The sequence below is a fragment of the Pantoea sp. CCBC3-3-1 genome (assembly GCF_007981265.1).
Classification (GTDB): Bacteria; Pseudomonadota; Gammaproteobacteria; order Enterobacterales; family Enterobacteriaceae; genus Erwinia.
Window position 1 is genome coordinate 2463862 of the sequence record NZ_CP034363.1, and the last position, 16209, is coordinate 2480070.

Here is a 16209-nt window from a genome sequence, read left to right on the forward strand (position 1 = left end):
CTTGTTAAGAGATTTCCGTCAGCAAGCGGTCAATATCCTGAGCCGTGGGCGTGCGCGGATTCGACAGGGTACAGGCATCGGCTAAGGCCGCAGAAATAACTGACTGACGCAGCCGGCAAATATTCTCCCGTGTAATACCGTATTCAGTGAGCGTTTCGGGAATAGCAAACTGCTGATTCAGATCGCGAATAAGATCGATTAATTGGCAAACTGCATGACGATCGTTATCCGTGTCGATCCCCATTATTTTTGCGCATCTCAGGTAACGCTCCGTTATTACTGGATTTTGCGTCGCGCAGTTATAGGCAATAATTTTCGGCAGCAGCATTGCGTTAATTCTGCCATGCGGAATATGCAGCATCCCGCCAATAGCATGCGCCATACCGTGGACCAAACCCAGCCCGGAGGAATTAAATGCCATTCCGGCCAGACAGGCCGCGTGATGCATTCGTATCCGCGCCTTAATATTTTTTTCCTGATAAAACACGTCGGGTAAATATTTGACGGTCAGGGCAATCGCTTTCTCGGCAAAAGCATCACTGAAATCATTAGCCCCCGTGGAAACCAGTGCCTCAATAGCATGCGTCAGCACGTCCATCCCTGTATCTGTCGCCACCTCTCGGGGGACGCTAAGCACCAGTTGAGGATCCAGAATCGCACTGTCGGGCAGGATATTCGCCGTAACCAGCGGATATTTTCGCCCATTTTCCGGGTCGGAGATAACTGCATAAGCGGTGGCTTCTGAGCCTGAACCACTGGTAGTGGGAATAGCAATCAGCTCAATGTCGCTGCCCATCTCTTCAAGCGTCACCTTAATGGCTTTTGCCGCATCCAGCGAGGATCCGCCGCCAAGCGCAATAATCACGTCGGGTTTGAAGTCGTTAAAACGTGCAGCTCCGGCCTTCACGATTTCCACATCGGGGTCCGGCCTGACATCCGCATAAATACAGACTGAAGCGCGTGGCATTGCCTCAATTAAAGACTGCGTTTTTCCTGATGACACCATAAATGCATCGGTGACAATACCCACCTTGCAGGCGTCAAGGCGTTGTAATGAGTGAATCGCTTTTTCACCGAAATAAATATCAGGTATGGATAGCAGATGACAAACCATGTTCTCAATTTCCTCAGGCGGCTGTTCTGACGTTTCTGGCGAGGAGACTGCGGATTAAATTAGCACTAACGGAGGAAGGACAAACTACGATTGCTTGCGCGGAGAGCGGATTAAATTGTGCTGTCGGTTTGGTAACTGACAAAATAATGCAGACGGAGTACAGGCGTATTAACTGATGAAGCAGCGGGTTTTGTCGATATATACTGCCCTGCGCCGGTTATCGCGCAGGGCGTGCTTTTTCCCCGGCGAGCAGCTTTATTTCAAATCCACCTGATAGAAAATATGTTTACCAAAGGGATCGACCTGATAGCCGCTCACTTCTTTTCTGACCGGTTCGAAAATGGTCGAATGGGCAATCATCACCGCGGGCGCCTGGTCGTGCATAATCTGCTGCGCCTGACGGTATAATTCAATACGTTTATTGTGATCCTGCTCGGCACGAGCCTGCGTAATCACCGTATCGAAAGGCTTGTAGCACCATTTGGAAGAATTCGAGCCGCCGTTCGCCGACGTACAGCTAAACAGAGGGCCAAAGAAATTATCCGGGTCGCCGGTCGCCGTGGTCCAGCCCATCAGCGCGGCCTGGTGTTCGCCATTTTTCACCCGTTTGAGATATTCACCCCATTCAAAGCTGACAATTTTCGCGTTGATACCGACATTGGCCCAGTCAGCCTGAATCATTTCCGCCATGCGCCGGGCATTGGGATTGTAAGGCCGCTGAACCGGCATCGCCCACAGCTCAATAGTGGTGCCGGGCTTGATGCCCGCCTGCTGAAGGAGGATTTTGGCCTGCTGTGGATCGTAAGCGTAATCTTTCAGCGCGTTGTCCGCGCTCCAGACATCAGGCGGCAGCAGGTTTTTTGCTACGGTTCCGGTTCCCTGGAAAACCGCCTGAATAATCGCCGGTTTATTAATTGCCATGGTCAGCGCCTGGCGCACCTTCAGGTTATCCAGCGGCGCTTTTTGCGTATTAAAAGCCAGGAAACCGGTGTTCAGGCCCGCCTTCTGCATTAACGTGACTGACGTGTTCTCTTTCATCCGTGGCAGATCGGCGGGGTTCGGAAACGGCATGACCTGACACTCGTTTTTCTCAAGCTTCGCCAAACGGACTGAGGCATCCGGCGTGATAGAGAAAACCAGCCGATCCAGCTTTGCTTTGCCCTGCCAGTATTGCGGGAAGGCGCGATAGAGAATGCGGGAATCCTTTTGGTACTGCACCAGCTCGAAAGGCCCGGTTCCCACCGGCTGCTGGTCGACCTTTTCCGGCGTGCCCGCCTTCAGCATCGCATCGGCATACTCGGCGGAGAGAACAGAGGCGAAGTACCAGCCTAAATCAGCCAGAAACGGCGCTTCGGCATGTGCAAGGGTAAAACGCACGCTGTGCTCATCAACTTTTTCTATTTTTTTCAGCAGCGTACCGAACTCCAGACTTTCAAAGTTAGCGTAAGTCCCGTTGGAAACGTTATGGTAAGGATTGTTGACGTCTTTTTGCCGCATAAACGAGAAAATCACGTCATCGGCATTAAAATCTCTGGTGGGTTTAAACAGCTTCGTAGTGTGGAATTTAACGCCTTTACGCAGATGAAAAGTGTAAACGGTGCCGTCGGCGCTGATATCCCACGACTCCGCTAAGCTGGGGATCAGTTCAGTGGTGCCCGGTTTAAAATCCACCAGCCGGTTGTAGATGGGCACCGCGCTGGCGTCCACGCTGGTACCCGAGGTAAACAGCTGCGGATTGAAGTTTTCCGGCGAACCTTCCGAACAAAAGACTAACGTCTTCGCAGATGCGCCTGAAGCAACGGCCAGCGTCAGTGCGGCCATGGTCATTCTGATTCCCAACTTTTTCATCGCCATCCTCTCGTTGTCGATTATTCCTGTTTGTACAAAGAGTAATCTAAACGCTGGCGAAGCGCAGAACCAGAGTCAAAATGGGATAATCTTCATACATTTTGATTATATTTCAGGATTTTAGGGGGATAGCGATTAACGAAATACCCTGCCGGGCGGCAGGGTATCTAACTCGTGCATTAATTCAGGGAATAGTCGAGTGTAATTTCAGTATTCAGCAGCTGCGACACCGGGCAGCCTTCTTTGGCTTTATTGATGATTTCATCAAATTTAGCGCTGTCCACGCCAGGCAGTTTAATCTTGCTCTGCAACGCGACTTTAGTAATTTTGAAGCCTTCGCCGACTTTATCAAGCGAAACGTCAGCGACGGTATCGATGCTTTCCGGCACCAGGCCTTCATTGCCAAGCATCAGCGACAGTGCCATAGAAAAACAGGCCGAATGCGCAGCGCCAATCAACTCTTCCGGGTTGGTGCCTGGCTTGCCTTCAAAACGGGTATTAAAACCGTAAGGTTGCTCTTTCAGCGCGCCGCTTTCGGTGCTGATGGTCCCCTTACCTTTTTTGATATCGCCTTCCCAATGCGCCTGCCCTTTCTTATGAATGGTCATGAAAATCCTCCCGTTTATTAGTGATGAGTTTTCAGTATAGTGGCTTTTTACGACTTTGCCGGGGAACGGCTTGCAAATGCTCAATAGCTGACCGTTAATAAAAGAAGACTAACAGGAGAACCACAATGTTTAACGTAGATGATGTAGTACAAAGCAAAACTGGCGGGCCTAAAATGGTGGTGTTAGAGGTGAAAGGCGACACGCTCTACTGCGCCAGAGTGGATGACAAAGAGAAAAAAGAAATTGAGGTACCCGCCAGCTCGGTAAACCTCTATCACGAAGAAGGCGACTTCGGCGTCTGCTGAATCCCGGCAGGCAGCATAAAATATTCTGGTTAACACAAGCTGCCCATCTTACCGGGCAGCCTGTTATTTACCTTAACGATAACGGATTTTATTCATTTTCCGACCATTGACGATCATAGCGGTATTACCGTAAGCAACCACCTGCAGGTTTTCAATCGCTTCGTACGCCTGCGAAACACCTGGGTAGACAATCTGGATATCCAGTTCAACATTCTGTGACGGTAAAACAACATGACCGCTGTTACTTGCCCGATGAATGGTGTTAATTTAACATTAAAATATAATAAACAGCACTGAAAAATGACTTCATAAATATTTTTACTTGCGCTGCATCATGGCGAATATACCGCTCACCTTTCTGCTTGTTTATCTCAATTATCACCGTGATAAATTAGAAATTAATGATGCAAATCGAAGCGTGTAGAATAAAAAACAGGTGAGAAAGTTAAAATAAACAAAAATAGACAAGCGCAATAGCCCTTTTCCCTCTGAAAAGAGTAGGCTATATTCGCTGAACGACTTCATTCAAATCAGGAAAACAGCATGATTCAGGATTTATCCAGCCAGTTATGCACGCGTTTCTATCGTTATCTTGCCGTCACCAGCCAAAGCAATGCGGTTTCCACTCAGTTACCCAGCACGCCAGAGCAGCATGATATGGCCAAACTGCTGGCTGAAGAGCTGCGTGCGTTAGGACTGAAAGAGATTGTTATTGATGAGCACGCGACGGTGACGGCGGTTAAACCCGGTAATCGCCCGAATGCGCCACGCATCGGCTTTATCACCCATATTGACACCGTAGACGTGGGGCTTTCACCTCATATCCATCCGCAAACGCTGCGTTTTGAAGGTCAGGATCTCTGTTTAAATCAGCAGCAGGATATCTGGCTGCGCGTTGATCAACATCCGGAAATCGCCGCCTATCAGGGGCAGGAAATTATCTTCAGCGACGGCACCAGCGTGCTCGGTGCAGATAACAAAGCCGCCGTCAGCGTGGTAATGACGCTGATGGAAAATTTGCAGGATGACACGCCGCATGGCGATATTGTGGTGGCCTTTGTACCTGATGAAGAGATCGGCCTGCGCGGTGCCAAAGCGCTCGATCTGGAGACGCGTTTTAACGTGGATTTCGCTTATACCATCGACTGCTGCGAGCTGGGCGAAGTGGTGTATGAAAACTTCAATGCGGCAGCGGCAGAAATCGTCTTTACCGGCGTGACGGCGCATCCGATGTCCGGCAAAGGCGTGTTGGTCAACCCGCTGCTGATGGCGCTGGATTTTGTCGCTGAGTTCGATCGTCAGCAGACGCCCGAGCATACCGAAGGACGCGAGGGTTATGTCTGGTTTAATGATATGACCGCCAATGCCAGCCAGGCGCGGCTCAAAGCATCCGTTCGCGACTTTGATCTGGCCTCGTTTACCCAGCGTAAACAGCAGATTGCCGATGTCAGCGCCAGCGTTGCTGCAAAATATCCCACTGGAAAGGTCGAATTTAACCTGACCGATATCTACAGCAATATCAGTAATGCTATTGGCGAGGATCGCCGGGCGATTGATTTGCTCTTTGCCGCGCTTGAGGCGCTGGATATTGCGCCGAAAGTGACGCCGATGCGGGGTGGCACGGACGGTGCCGCGCTGTCAGCAAAGGGTTTGTTGACGCCAAACTTCTTTACCGGTGCGCATAATTTTCACTCAAAATTCGAGTTTTTACCGGTACCGTCGTTTGTGAAGTCGTATCTTGTTGCGGAAAAACTGTGTCGGCTGGCGGCGGAATAATCTCACTTCACCGGCAAAAATCAAATTGCGGGAAGCGAACTTCCCGCGCGTTGAATCAGAATGAAACCCAGTCGTCAGCAGCCGCTTTTGCCGCCAGCGGGCGAGCAGCAGCAGCAACGGCACGAACCGGTGCCGGGCTTCTTGCCGGGCTGTCGGCAGAAAGACGGAATTTAGAGACGGACAGCGTCAGTTCTTCGGTCTGACGTTCCAGCGCACTCGCCGCTGTGGAAACTTCTTCCACCAGCGAGGCGTTCTGCTGCGTCACGCTATCCATTTCCGTAATCGCGGTGCCAATCTGCGAAATACCTTTGCTCTGCTCTTCAGAGGCTGAGGCGATCTGCTTCATGATTTCAACCACTTCCGCCACGGCTTTCAGCATTTCATCCATGGTGCTGCCCGCTTCGCCAACCAGTTTGGAACCGTTACTCACGCGGCTCACCGAGTCGGCAATCAGCGTTTCAATCTCTTTTGCCGCGCCGGCGCTGCGCTGCGCCAGGTTACGTACTTCGCTGGCGACCACGGCAAAGCCACGGCCCTGCTCACCGGCTCTTGCCGCTTCCACCGCCGCGTTCAGCGCCAGGATATTGGTCTGGAAAGCGATACTGTTAATCACGCTGGTGATTTCGGCAATTTTATGCGAACTGCCGGAAATACCCTGCATCGTGCTGACCACATCGCTAACCAGCTTGCCGCCTTTGCTGGCGGTCGCGGAAGCGCTCTGTGCCAGCTCACTCGCCTGACGGGCGTTGTCGGCATTGAATTTCACTGTAGCAGTCAGCTGTTCCATACTGGCTGCCGTCTGTTCCAGCGCAGCGGCCTGCTGTTCGGTACGCGAAGAAAGGTCGTTATTGCCGGAAGAAATTTCAGCGGCGCCGCGATAGATATTATCTGTGCCGCTACGGATGGAGCTGACCGCCTCACGCAAGCTGTCCTGCATGGCACTCAACAGAGGCACCAGTTTGCCAACGCAGTTACGACCAATATCTTCCAGCGGATGGCTGAGATCGCCATCGGCAATGCGGCGGAAATGTTCGCGCATGCCGTCCAGCGGACGAACCAGCATTTTGACCAGATAGCGATCGGTAAACAGCAAAATCAGCAAACCCGCGACAACCGCCAACACGATAACCAGCTTGGTCATATCGGTCAGACGATCGACAGTCACGCGGGTTATATCAAGCTTATCGCCTGCGGCAACGTTGAATTTGTCAACGCTGGCACCAAATGCACGGCTAAGCGGCGGCGTTACGGAAGCGGCATGGCGACGGAAATCGTCCAGTACCGGCTGCTGCGCCAGGCGCATCTGCGGCAGAACGCCCTCTTCCAACAGTTTCTGCCAGCTTTCGATGACCGCTGTAGCAAGGCTGGCATTCAGTGGACCTGGTGCTTCAGCTTTAAAGTCCGCCAGCAGTTTGGTCATGTTATCCAGCGCTTTTTGAGCGGATGCCATATCAGCCGGTGCCGTTGCGCTTCCCGCCTGGCGGGATTCGACGGCACGCGTCAGTCGGGTAATAAAACGAAAATATTGATCGTTGCCTTTACTGAGCGTCGTCATTTGGTTGACCAGCAGGCGGTCAACTTCATTTCCCTTGCCCAGTGAATTTAATGAGGAAACGCTGTAAATTCCAACCCCGGTCCACATCAGGCAAAACAGCCCGAGAATCCAAAGCATCACGCTGCGGATGGTAAAGTTTTTTAGCAAATTCATAACTACTCCGTAACGATGTAATAAAGCCGATAATGTCGTCCATGAGGTCGGACGCTTACCGAGGATTATCGGCATCATGACAAAAATACTGAGTAATTATTTCTTGATATTCATTATGTTACGAAACGGAAAATAATGTTAAGTCGTTGCTAAATCAGCTTTTTTTGCCGGGTATGGCGCCTGGAAAAATCTCATGGTGAAATTTGTTTGTTAACAATTTAGCGTTTCAAACGCACCATGTGTTTCATTAACAGCCGAAACAGCTGGGTGCGACGACGCATAAAGCGATTTTCCAGCTTCAGGCCCGCCTCGCCTTTTTCGCCAAAACGCATGACTTTATCCGCCCAGGGCTGCCAGGCGGGCCAGCTCAGTTCTCCCGGCAGCTGATGGGAAAACACACTCGCCTCTCTGGCAAAGTTCAGCCAGTATTCGCTGACCTTTCGGGCAAAAAGACGGTCATTATCGGTAAATGGCCGTTTACCCATCGTCGAGGCAAGCGCATCCAGCGTATTGAATACGTAGGGGATTTCGTTGCCGTGCCAGGTACCCTCAGGATAGATATCCCGCGAGTTTTCTGAAACGTAATCAAAATAGTAACGCCAGACAGGGACCCCAATGCGATGCTGAGAAAGGGCGACGACGTATCCCATCGTGGTAAAAGTGACATCCCTTGCCACCAGCCTGCCCAGCCGATCGTCGTCATAAACGCCGTCGTATAACATACGGATTAGCTTCAACCGCAGTCCCGGACGCCGTGCATGGCGTAGCTCTTTAATTATTTTTCCCGGATTGACGCCAAAATAGTTGAGCACGCTGGCTTCATCACTGTTGCTGCCAATCATCAGCGGCAGCTTTTGCTGCCGGGAGGCGTTAAAGACATCCAGCACCGGCTGCGGTAATACCCGATCGCCCGCAATGGCAACCGGCCCGTTAGCAAAAGCGGGATCGAGCGGCCAGAAAGCTTCAGCAGGCAAAGCGCGAAGCTGTTCGGCGGTGGCGTTCGTCAGGTTAAAATGATGACTAAGTTTTTCACCGGTTTTCAGCGCCGTTTCCCGAGGAATATCGGGGAGCGCATAAGGACTTTGCGCAATCCCCTTATGAAACAGGCCGACGGCCAGCGGCGAGGCGAAAAGTGACAGAACGCTGCGGGCGCCAGAGGATTCACCAAAAATAGTGACGTTATGTCTGTCGCCGCCAAATGAATCGATATTGCGTTGAACCCATTGCAGCGCAGCAATTTGATCGAGTAAGGCGAAGTTATTGACGACTTCGCCAGCGGGATATTCTTTATCCAACGCCGGATGGGCGAAAAAGCCCAGATGCCCCAGCCGGTAATTCAGGGTAACGACCACCACACCTTGCGATGCCAGCGGCGCGCCAATGTAGGGCGTTAATCCACCCGCCCCGATACTGAAGCCGCCCCCGTGGATCCAGACCATCACGGGCAAAGGCTTTGATGGCTCGGTTTCAGGCGTCCAGACGTTAAGATAAAGACAATCCTCACTGAAAACGCCCGGATCTCCGCCACCCACGGCGACGCAATAATCCCGGTTTTGCCAGCTGGCGGCAGACCACTGGATGGCATCCCGCTCGCCCTGCCATGGCTGAACGGGTTTAGGCGGCTGCCAGCGCAGTTTGCCGGTTGGCGGTGCAGCGTAGGGAATTCCCCGAAAAACAAAAATTCCCTCTTCCAGGCGTCCGCGTAACGCTCCTTCAGCCGTACCAATCCTTAACAATTGCTCGTTTTTCATTATTCTGTCATTACGCCATTAATAGCCTGTCGACTATTATTTGTAGACTGGAAACCTTTGTCCAACACTGGCGGTCATTTACAGATTATGCTTACCCCAGTCTCATTTTTAACTGGGCGGCAGGGAATATAAATCCCAATAATTCAACAGGTTTACCAGCCGGATGCGCTCTGCATCCGGAGACGGACATTCTGCTTTCTCGCCGGTAAAATTACGCCTGCCCGACTCGGGTATGGCCATAACGGCTTTTCGCCAACAGCATCAGCGAGGTCAATACCGCCGGGATCGCCAGGCTGGTAAAGACCTCGGTGATATGCCAGCCCATAGAGAGCATCTGCGCACCGGCAAACGCGCTGAGTATGGCGCCCATTCGCCCTACGCCATGCATCCAACTGGAACCTGTGGCCCTGGCATGCGTGGGATAATAGCTGGCGGAAAGCGCGTTCATGCCGGTATTGGCTCCGTTCAGACAGAAGCCGCTACAGAAGGCAATCAGGCTGAGGATCAGCGTTTCTGCCGGCGCATAGCCAATGGCGACGGTCGCGATAGCGCCGGTGAAATAGATCGCCGCCAGCGCCAGGTTAGCGTTAAAACGATCCATTACCCAACCGGCAAAGAGCGAACCTACCGTTCCGCCGGCCTGATACATCGCCGTGACCAACGCCGCCTCGGTGACGGTCATCCCCATATCTTTTACCAGCGACGGTAACCAGCTTCCGATCAGATAGACCAGAAACAGCCCCATAAAATAGCTGCCCCACAGCAGCGTACTGCCGAGCAGATAAGGTCGGGTTAACACCAGTTTTACTGCGCCCTGACGCTGGGCTTTTTCATCCATTGCAAATTCACAGTCGTGACGAACCTGACCGGGCGCCATTTTCTCAACGATCTGGCGAATCTGTTGGGGAGGCGCCTGGCGGGCAAGCAGGAAACGCACGGATTCAGGTAGCCATTTCAGCAGCATCGGCACAATCAGCATCGGCAACAGGCCGCCCAGCACCAGCACGGCGTGCCAGCCAAAGTTAGGGATCAGCCAGGAAGCCGCAAAGCCTCCACCTGCCGCGCCAAAGGTGAAGCCGCAGAACACCACGGTAATAATGAAAGCGCGTTTGCGTTCGGGAGAGTATTCCGCCACCAGCGTACCCACATTGGGCATTGCCGCTCCCAGCCCAAGCCCGGTCAGGAAGCGGAACAGCATCATTTGATCGAGATTTTGTGAGAAGGCGGTGGCCAGCGTCCATAAACCAAAGAAAAACACGCTGCTAATAATGATCACCCGGCGACCAAAGCGGTCTGCCAACGGCCCTGCAAACATCGCCCCCAGCGCCAAACCGATCAGCGCAGCGCTGATGACCACGCCCAACTGAGTGGTGCTTACGCCCCATGACGTTTTTAACGCCGGCGCAATAAAGCCCATTAACGCAATGTCCATTCCATCCATTGCTACCACTGCAAAACAGAGGGCAATGATTCTTTGCTGATAGCGGCTGATGCTGCCTTCGTTGATCAAGGCACGCACATCTGTCGCAGCGATACTCTCCACGTTAGCGCTCCATAGCCAGGGTTGCACAGATAAGCTGGCTGTCGGTTCCTGAAAAAAGTGTCGGCTATCATAACGGATCGTCGGGCGCTCTGGCTGCAAAATTATGTGCTTTTCTGCTGCGATTTGGCATAAAAAAGCGAGCATCCTCAAGGACATTGGGGGCATCTATCGCTTTAACTGATGATTTAGCCAGTCAGCTAAGGGTGGAGGTTATGGAAAAGCGGGCTAATGTTAATTAAGTTTTGCAATATGGTTAACATTTATCTTTACAGAGGCTTGCCTGCTACCCGCCTCGCTGACTACTCTGGGATATGGAAAAAAATTATCTGTTTAACCAGCGCATTCGCCTGCGCCATCTGCATACTTTTGTCGCCGTCGCTCAGCAAGGAACGCTGGGGCGCGCCGCAGAAGTCCTTTCTCTCAGTCAGCCAGCGCTTTCTAAAACGCTTAACGAACTGGAAGAGCTGGTGGGAGCAAGGCTGCTTGAACGCGGTCGTTTAGGCGCTCAGCTTACCGTTATGGGCGAGCAGTTTCTCATTCATGCCGTCCGTATTCTGGATGCGCTCAACCATGCCGGACAATCTTTCAGCCCTGCAAAACCGCAGCAGCCTGATGTATTGCGCGTTGGCGTTTTAACCACCGTCGCGCTGGGCATGCTGCCGTCAATCCTTGAACGTTTTCATTTGCAGCAGCCACAGACTGTCGTGCAGGTAGCGACATTGCATAACAATGTCTTGCTGGCTGGCCTGAAGGCAGGCGAGTTTGATGTTGGCATTGGCCGTATGGCCGATCTGGATATGATGGCGGGCCTGACTTATGAACTGCTTTTCCTTGAGTCTTTAAGGTTGGTGGTAGGCCCGGATCATCCGCTCCTGCGTGACAACGTCACGCTCTCACGCGCCATGAGCTGGCCGGTGGTGATCTCACCGGAAGGCACCGCGCCCAGACGGCTGGCGGAAGCGATGCTGGAGGCACAGGGTTGCCAGCTCCCCGGCACGCTGGTTGAAACCTCAGCCACGTCTCTCGCGCGCCAGCTGGCGCTCCGTTATAACTATGTCTGGTTTGTTCCTTCCGGCGCGGTTAAAGAAGATTTAATGCACCGTTCTCTCACCGCCCTGCCGATTGCCTCACACGGGCCTGGCGAACCGGTCGGTATTATCACCCGCTCCGGCGCACCGCTCAGCCTCAGTGCCGAAGTGTTGATGGCCGTCACCCGTAAAACCTCTGCGGATTGCGCTTAGCGACTGCGCTTGGCATGGCGCTCGCGATTTTCCAGACGCGCCTGCTCGCTTTTTTTCAGGCCAACATAGCAGGCTCCGCTGCCGCCATGATGACGCTGCGCACTGCAAAAGGCTTGCACCTGCTCAAACTGTGGCAGCCAGCGTGCCAGATAGCTGCGCACAATATTGGCATGAGCGTCATCCTCTCGCCCCTTACCATGAATAATCAGTAGATTACGAAAGTTATCTCGCTGTGCCTGGAGCATAAAACTGTAAAGGGACTGTCGGCAGGTTTCGACCGGCTGACGCAGAAGATTAAGACTGGCATCGAGCGGATATTTCCCCTGCCGCAGCTTATCCAGCACGCCCTGTTGGATCCCCTCCGCTTTGTACTCCAGTGGCAAACTAAGGGGAATAACATTCAGAAAGCCGCTGGTCAGCGGATTGTCCAGCTGCGCATCATCTTCAAATGCGCGGGGAGATTTTGGTGAGGGGGATTTCAACCAGTGGATATTTGCGCAATCCTTCAGCGGCGTGACGTCTTCCATCGCGTCTTTGAACAGATCTTCATCTTTAAGGCTCATCATACGGGTCCCCCGGTGGCAACAGATAAATGATGATGTGGTGACACAACCCACCGCGGTAGTTTAGCAAAAATTCAGCCCGGAACGCGCGTTGAATACGGCAGATCGTCCGGACAGCGTAAACCGCTGGTTCCGGCAAAAAAGTTGCGATGAAACACTGGTTATGTAACCAATAATCGACAAGCAGAAGGAAAGTTTGTTTTTAGATGGATTTTTAAACGGAATGTCACTAAACATGACATCCCTGGCTTTTCCAGGGATAAATCACGCGTGATGAGTTCACTTTAGTGACTAAAAAGTGTTAAAATTGACCTCAATCAATAATTACTCGAGCCACTACTATGATCCCGGAAAAGCGTGTCATCAACAGACGTATACAGTCTGGCGGTTGTGCGATTCACTGTCAGGATTGCAGCATCAGCCAGCTCTGTATTCCCTTCACGCTGAACGAGCACGAACTCGATCAGTTGGATAATATTATCGAGCGCAAAAAGCCAATCCAGAAAGGCCAAACGCTGTTTAAAGCGGGCGATGAACTCAAGTCGCTGTATGCGATTCGTTCCGGGAGCATAAAGAGCTACACCATTACCGAACAGGGTGATGAGCAGATTACCGGCTTCCATCTTGCCGGTGACCTGGTGGGATTTGATGCTATCAGCGTGGGTCAGCATCCGAGCTTCTCTCAGGCGCTGGAAACCGCGATGGTTTGCGAAATTCCATTCGAAACGCTGGACGACCTCTCCGGAAAAATGCCCAGCCTGCGTCAGCAAATGATGCGCCTGATGAGCGGCGAAATCAAAGGCGATCAGGAGATGATTCTGCTGCTGTCCAAAAAGAATGCGGAAGAGCGTCTGGCGGCCTTTATTTACGGCCTGTCCCGTCGGTTTGGCGAGCGCGGCTTTTCTCAGCGTGAGTTTCGTCTGACCATGACGCGCGGCGATATCGGCAACTATCTTGGACTGACAGTTGAAACAATCAGCCGACTGCTGGGCCGATTTCAGAAAAGCGGCATGCTGGCCGTAAAAGGTAAATACATCACCATTGAAAATCACGATGAGCTGTCGATGCTGGCAGGCCAGAGCCGCGCCATCGCCTGATTTTTACTGCCGGGTCGCTCAGATCCGGCGCTTCCTTCCCCCTGTTTTCCTCTCCCTCTTCGTCTTATCATTCTTCAACATATAAATAAAAACGAACGCTTTCAGTGAGCTTCGAGGTAAGAATGCGAGCCTTATCGCACTCGCCGTCTGAGAGAAGCTTTAATTGTTATAATATTGATCTGACAGTGACTTTTTGTTTCTCCTCCCGCTATGATTGGGCTATCTTTTAATCTGACACGCATAGCGTATGGAGAACCCGTTATGGCTAAGTATCAAAACATTCTCGTGGCGATCGACCCGCAGCAGGACGACCAGCCTGCGCTTCGCCGCGCTGTTTATCTTAACCAGCGTCTCGGTGGCCGCATCACGGCTTTTTTGCCTATCTATGACTTTTCCTACGAGATGACCACGCTGCTTTCCCCTGACGAACGGACTACCATGCGTAAAGGCGTTGTCAGCCAGCGTACTGAATGGATCCGCGAGCAGGCTAAGGCCTATCTTGATGCAGGCGTAAACATTGAAGTGAAGGTCATCTGGCACAACCGGCCTTTCGAAGCGATTATTCAGGAAGTGCTGGATGGCGGCTACGATCTGTTGCTAAAAATGGCCCATCAGCATGACCGGCTTCAGGCAGTGGTATTTACCCCCACCGACTGGCATCTGTTGCGTAAATGCCCTTGCCCGGTCTGGATGGTAAAAGACCAGCCGTGGCCTGAGGGCGGCAAAGCCGTCGTGGCGGTAAACCTGGCGAGTGAAGAACCTCATCACGACCCCCTGAATACCAGGCTGGTAAAGGAGACGCTGGAACTGGCGGAACTGGTCAATCATACAGAGGTTCACCTGGTGGGAGCCTACCCCGTTACCCCCATCAATATTGCGATTGAACTGCCAGACTTTGATCCGAGCGTGTACAACGACGCGATTCGCGGGCAGCACCTGCTGGCAATGAAAGCGTTAAGGCAAAAATTCAGTATTGATGAAAAATACACCCACGTTGATAAAGGACTGCCGGAAGAGGTGATCCCGAGCCTCGCCAGTCATCTTGATGCCGGCGTGGTGGTGTTGGGAACCATTGGACGTACCGGCCTCTCCGCTGCCTTTTTGGGTAACACGGCCGAGCAGGTTATTGACCATCTGCGTTGCGATCTGCTGGCAATCAAGCCTGAAGGTTTTACTTCCCCGGTCGAACTGGACGACGACGAGGACGATTGACGGGAGAAGAAGAAAGGCCGGGGGAAGCCCGGCCTTTAACGACGTTATAACGCTTTCAAAATGGCGTCGACGGTGGCTTTTGCATCGCCGAACAGCATCTGGGTATTCTCTTTAAAGAACAGCGGGTTTTGCACACCGGCATAGCCGGTATTCATTGAACGCTTAAAGACCACCACGTTTTGCGCCTTCCACACTTCCAGAACCGGCATGCCCGCAATCGGACTACGCGGATCTTCCTGCGCGGCTGGGTTAACGGTGTCGTTAGCGCCAATCACCAGTACGGTATCGGTATCGCTGAAGTCATCGTTGATTTCGTCCATTTCCAGCACGATATCATAAGGCACGCGAGCTTCCGCCAGCAGCACGTTCATATGGCCTGGCAGACGTCCCGCAACCGGGTGAATACCGAAGCGCACTTTAATGCCCATTTTGCGCAGTTTCTCGGTGATTTCGGCAACCGGATATTGCGCCTGTGCCACCGCCATGCCGTAGCCTGGGGTGATAATCACTGATGACGAGTTTTTCAACAGTTCCGCCGTGCCCTGAACATCAATTTCGCGATGCTCACCCACTTCTTCACCCTCACCCGTTGAGCTGCTGTCGGTGCCAAAACCACCGGCAATTACGCTAACAAACGAGCGGTTCATCGCTTTACACATAATGTAAGAGAGGATCGCACCGCTTGAGCCAACCAGGGCACCTGTAACAATCAGCAGGTCGTTGCTGAGCATAAAGCCCGCGGCCGCGGCTGCCCATCCTGAATAGGAGTTCAGCATTGAAACCACCACCGGCATATCCGCACCGCCAATCGACGCCACCAGATGCCAGCCAAAAGCCAGCGCGATCAGCGTCATCAGGAACAGCGCAAAGCCCTGCGCGCCGGTACTCTCAGTGCGCACAAAGATAATCAGCAGGCAGAGTGAAACCACCAGCGCCAGCAGGTTAAGCTTGTGACGATGCGGCAACGCCAGAGGGCGGGAAGAAAGCTTCCCACACAGCTTTCCATAAGCTACCAGCGAACCGGTAAAGGTAACGGCACCGATAAAGATCCCCACAAAGACTTCGGTCAGGTGGATGTTTTCCAGTACCACATCCAGCCCCGGCTCGTGGTCAAGGTAGCTGTTAAAGCCAACCAGTACCGCAGCAAGGCCAACGAAGCTATGCAAAATCGCCACCAGCTCCGGCATTTCCGTCATTTCGACTTTTTTCGCCAGACGGACGCCGATAGCGCCACCGATCACCATAGCCAGCAGAACCCAGCCAACGCTGCTGCTGTACGGGCCAAGAATGGTTGCCAGCAGCGCGATAGCCATCCCGGCAATACCAAACAGGTTCCCCTGCTTAGAGGTTTCATGCTTCGACAGCCCCGCAAGGCTGCATATAAATAAAATTGCGGCAACAATGTATGCTGCAGTCACTAATCCGCCAGACATTGATTACCCC

The 16209-nt window shown here is 52.6% G+C and carries 13 protein-coding genes; 5 read left to right on the plus strand and 8 right to left on the minus strand.

Going from position 1 to position 16209, the window contains the following annotated elements:
* Positions 1 to 4: 4 nt before the first annotated feature.
* The 3 genes from EHV07_RS11490 to EHV07_RS11500 all read right to left on the minus strand — a co-directional run bounded on the left by EHV07_RS11490 (position 5) and on the right by EHV07_RS11500 (position 3570).
* A complete protein-coding gene (locus tag EHV07_RS11490) occupies positions 5 to 1114 on the minus strand; it encodes a 1-propanol dehydrogenase PduQ (RefSeq protein WP_147198021.1) in 1110 nt (369 codons plus the stop codon).
* A gap of 255 nt (positions 1115 to 1369) precedes the next feature.
* Positions 1370 to 2962 (minus strand): ABC transporter substrate-binding protein, encoded by a 1593-nt coding sequence (locus EHV07_RS11495; RefSeq protein WP_147198023.1) that lies wholly within the window; start codon positions 2960 to 2962, stop codon positions 1370 to 1372.
* 179 nt (positions 2963 to 3141) lie between these two features.
* The gene (locus EHV07_RS11500; RefSeq protein WP_147198024.1) at positions 3142 to 3570 is read right to left on the minus strand and encodes an OsmC family protein; all 429 of its coding nucleotides are present in this window, start codon (positions 3568 to 3570) and stop codon (positions 3142 to 3144) included.
* A gap of 125 nt (positions 3571 to 3695) precedes the next feature.
* Here EHV07_RS11500 and EHV07_RS11505 point away from each other — a divergent pair, with 125 nt between their 5' ends.
* Both EHV07_RS11505 and pepT read left to right on the plus strand, forming a co-directional pair.
* Positions 3696 to 3875, plus strand: coding sequence for a DUF2158 domain-containing protein (locus EHV07_RS11505; protein WP_147198027.1), 180 nt, complete (start codon positions 3696 to 3698; stop codon positions 3873 to 3875).
* Between the two features lie 543 nt (positions 3876 to 4418).
* Positions 4419 to 5651, plus strand: coding sequence for a peptidase T (gene pepT, locus EHV07_RS11510; protein ID WP_147198029.1), 1233 nt, complete (start codon positions 4419 to 4421; stop codon positions 5649 to 5651).
* 55 nt (positions 5652 to 5706) lie between these two features.
* On the opposite strand, the gene EHV07_RS11515 is transcribed toward pepT, so the two are convergent.
* The 3 genes from EHV07_RS11515 to EHV07_RS11525 all read right to left on the minus strand — a co-directional run bounded on the left by EHV07_RS11515 (position 5707) and on the right by EHV07_RS11525 (position 10653).
* A complete protein-coding gene (locus tag EHV07_RS11515; protein ID WP_147198031.1) occupies positions 5707 to 7359 on the minus strand; it encodes a methyl-accepting chemotaxis protein in 1653 nt (550 codons plus the stop codon).
* Between the two features lie 218 nt (positions 7360 to 7577).
* Positions 7578 to 9110, minus strand: coding sequence for a carboxylesterase/lipase family protein (locus EHV07_RS11520; protein WP_147198033.1), 1533 nt, complete (start codon positions 9108 to 9110; stop codon positions 7578 to 7580).
* A 211-nt stretch (positions 9111 to 9321) separates the two neighbouring features.
* Positions 9322 to 10653, minus strand: coding sequence for an aromatic acid/H+ symport family MFS transporter (locus tag EHV07_RS11525; protein ID WP_147198035.1), 1332 nt, complete (start codon positions 10651 to 10653; stop codon positions 9322 to 9324).
* 311 nt (positions 10654 to 10964) lie between these two features.
* Between EHV07_RS11525 and EHV07_RS11530 the strand changes: the two genes are divergently transcribed.
* Positions 10965 to 11894 (plus strand): LysR substrate-binding domain-containing protein, encoded by a 930-nt coding sequence (locus EHV07_RS11530; RefSeq protein WP_147198037.1) that lies wholly within the window; start codon positions 10965 to 10967, stop codon positions 11892 to 11894.
* Here EHV07_RS11530 and smrA read toward each other — a convergent pair.
* Positions 11891 to 12457, minus strand: a complete 567-nt coding sequence (gene smrA / locus EHV07_RS11535; RefSeq protein ID WP_147200606.1) for a DNA endonuclease SmrA — start codon at positions 12455 to 12457, stop codon at positions 11891 to 11893. The two genes, EHV07_RS11530 and smrA, sit on opposite strands and share 4 nt — an antisense overlap.
* 341 nt (positions 12458 to 12798) lie before the next feature.
* Here smrA and EHV07_RS11540 point away from each other — a divergent pair, with 341 nt between their 5' ends.
* Both EHV07_RS11540 and uspE read left to right on the plus strand, forming a co-directional pair.
* Entirely contained in the window at positions 12799 to 13554 is a 756-nt protein-coding gene (locus EHV07_RS11540; RefSeq protein WP_147198039.1) for an FNR family transcription factor, read from the plus strand.
* 261 nt (positions 13555 to 13815) lie between these two features.
* Positions 13816 to 14766 carry a universal stress protein UspE gene (gene uspE / locus EHV07_RS11545; protein ID WP_147198041.1) on the plus strand — a complete coding sequence of 317 codons (951 nt, stop codon included), beginning with the start codon at positions 13816 to 13818 and terminating at the stop codon, positions 14764 to 14766.
* 44 nt (positions 14767 to 14810) lie between these two features.
* Here uspE and pntB read toward each other — a convergent pair whose 3' ends face one another.
* Positions 14811 to 16199 (minus strand): Re/Si-specific NAD(P)(+) transhydrogenase subunit beta, encoded by a 1389-nt coding sequence (pntB, locus tag EHV07_RS11550; protein WP_147198043.1) that lies wholly within the window; start codon positions 16197 to 16199, stop codon positions 14811 to 14813.
* Between the last annotated feature and the right edge of the window lie 10 nt (positions 16200 to 16209).

Excerpts from the sequence above, each read along its gene's own strand:
- EHV07_RS11540 (WP_147198039.1), top strand. The coding sequence starts at position 12,799 with ATGATCCCGGAAAAGCGTGTCATCAACAGACGTATACAGTCTGGCGGT.
- smrA (WP_147200606.1), bottom strand. The coding sequence starts at position 12,457 with ATGAGCCTTAAAGATGAAGATCTGTTCAAAGACGCGATGGAAGACGTC.
- EHV07_RS11505 (WP_147198027.1), top strand. The coding sequence starts at position 3,696 with ATGTTTAACGTAGATGATGTAGTACAAAGCAAAACTGGCGGGCCTAAA.
- EHV07_RS11500 (WP_147198024.1), bottom strand. The coding sequence starts at position 3,570 with ATGACCATTCATAAGAAAGGGCAGGCGCATTGGGAAGGCGATATCAAA.
- uspE (WP_147198041.1), top strand. The coding sequence starts at position 13,816 with ATGGCTAAGTATCAAAACATTCTCGTGGCGATCGACCCGCAGCAGGAC.
- EHV07_RS11530 (WP_147198037.1), top strand. The coding sequence starts at position 10,965 with ATGGAAAAAAATTATCTGTTTAACCAGCGCATTCGCCTGCGCCATCTG.
- EHV07_RS11490 (WP_147198021.1), bottom strand. The coding sequence starts at position 1,114 with ATGGTTTGTCATCTGCTATCCATACCTGATATTTATTTCGGTGAAAAA.
- EHV07_RS11495 (WP_147198023.1), bottom strand. The coding sequence starts at position 2,962 with ATGAAAAAGTTGGGAATCAGAATGACCATGGCCGCACTGACGCTGGCC.
- EHV07_RS11520 (WP_147198033.1), bottom strand. The coding sequence starts at position 9,110 with ATGAAAAACGAGCAATTGTTAAGGATTGGTACGGCTGAAGGAGCGTTA.
- pntB (WP_147198043.1), bottom strand. The coding sequence starts at position 16,199 with ATGTCTGGCGGATTAGTGACTGCAGCATACATTGTTGCCGCAATTTTA.
- pepT (WP_147198029.1), top strand. The coding sequence starts at position 4,419 with ATGATTCAGGATTTATCCAGCCAGTTATGCACGCGTTTCTATCGTTAT.
- EHV07_RS11515 (WP_147198031.1), bottom strand. The coding sequence starts at position 7,359 with ATGAATTTGCTAAAAAACTTTACCATCCGCAGCGTGATGCTTTGGATT.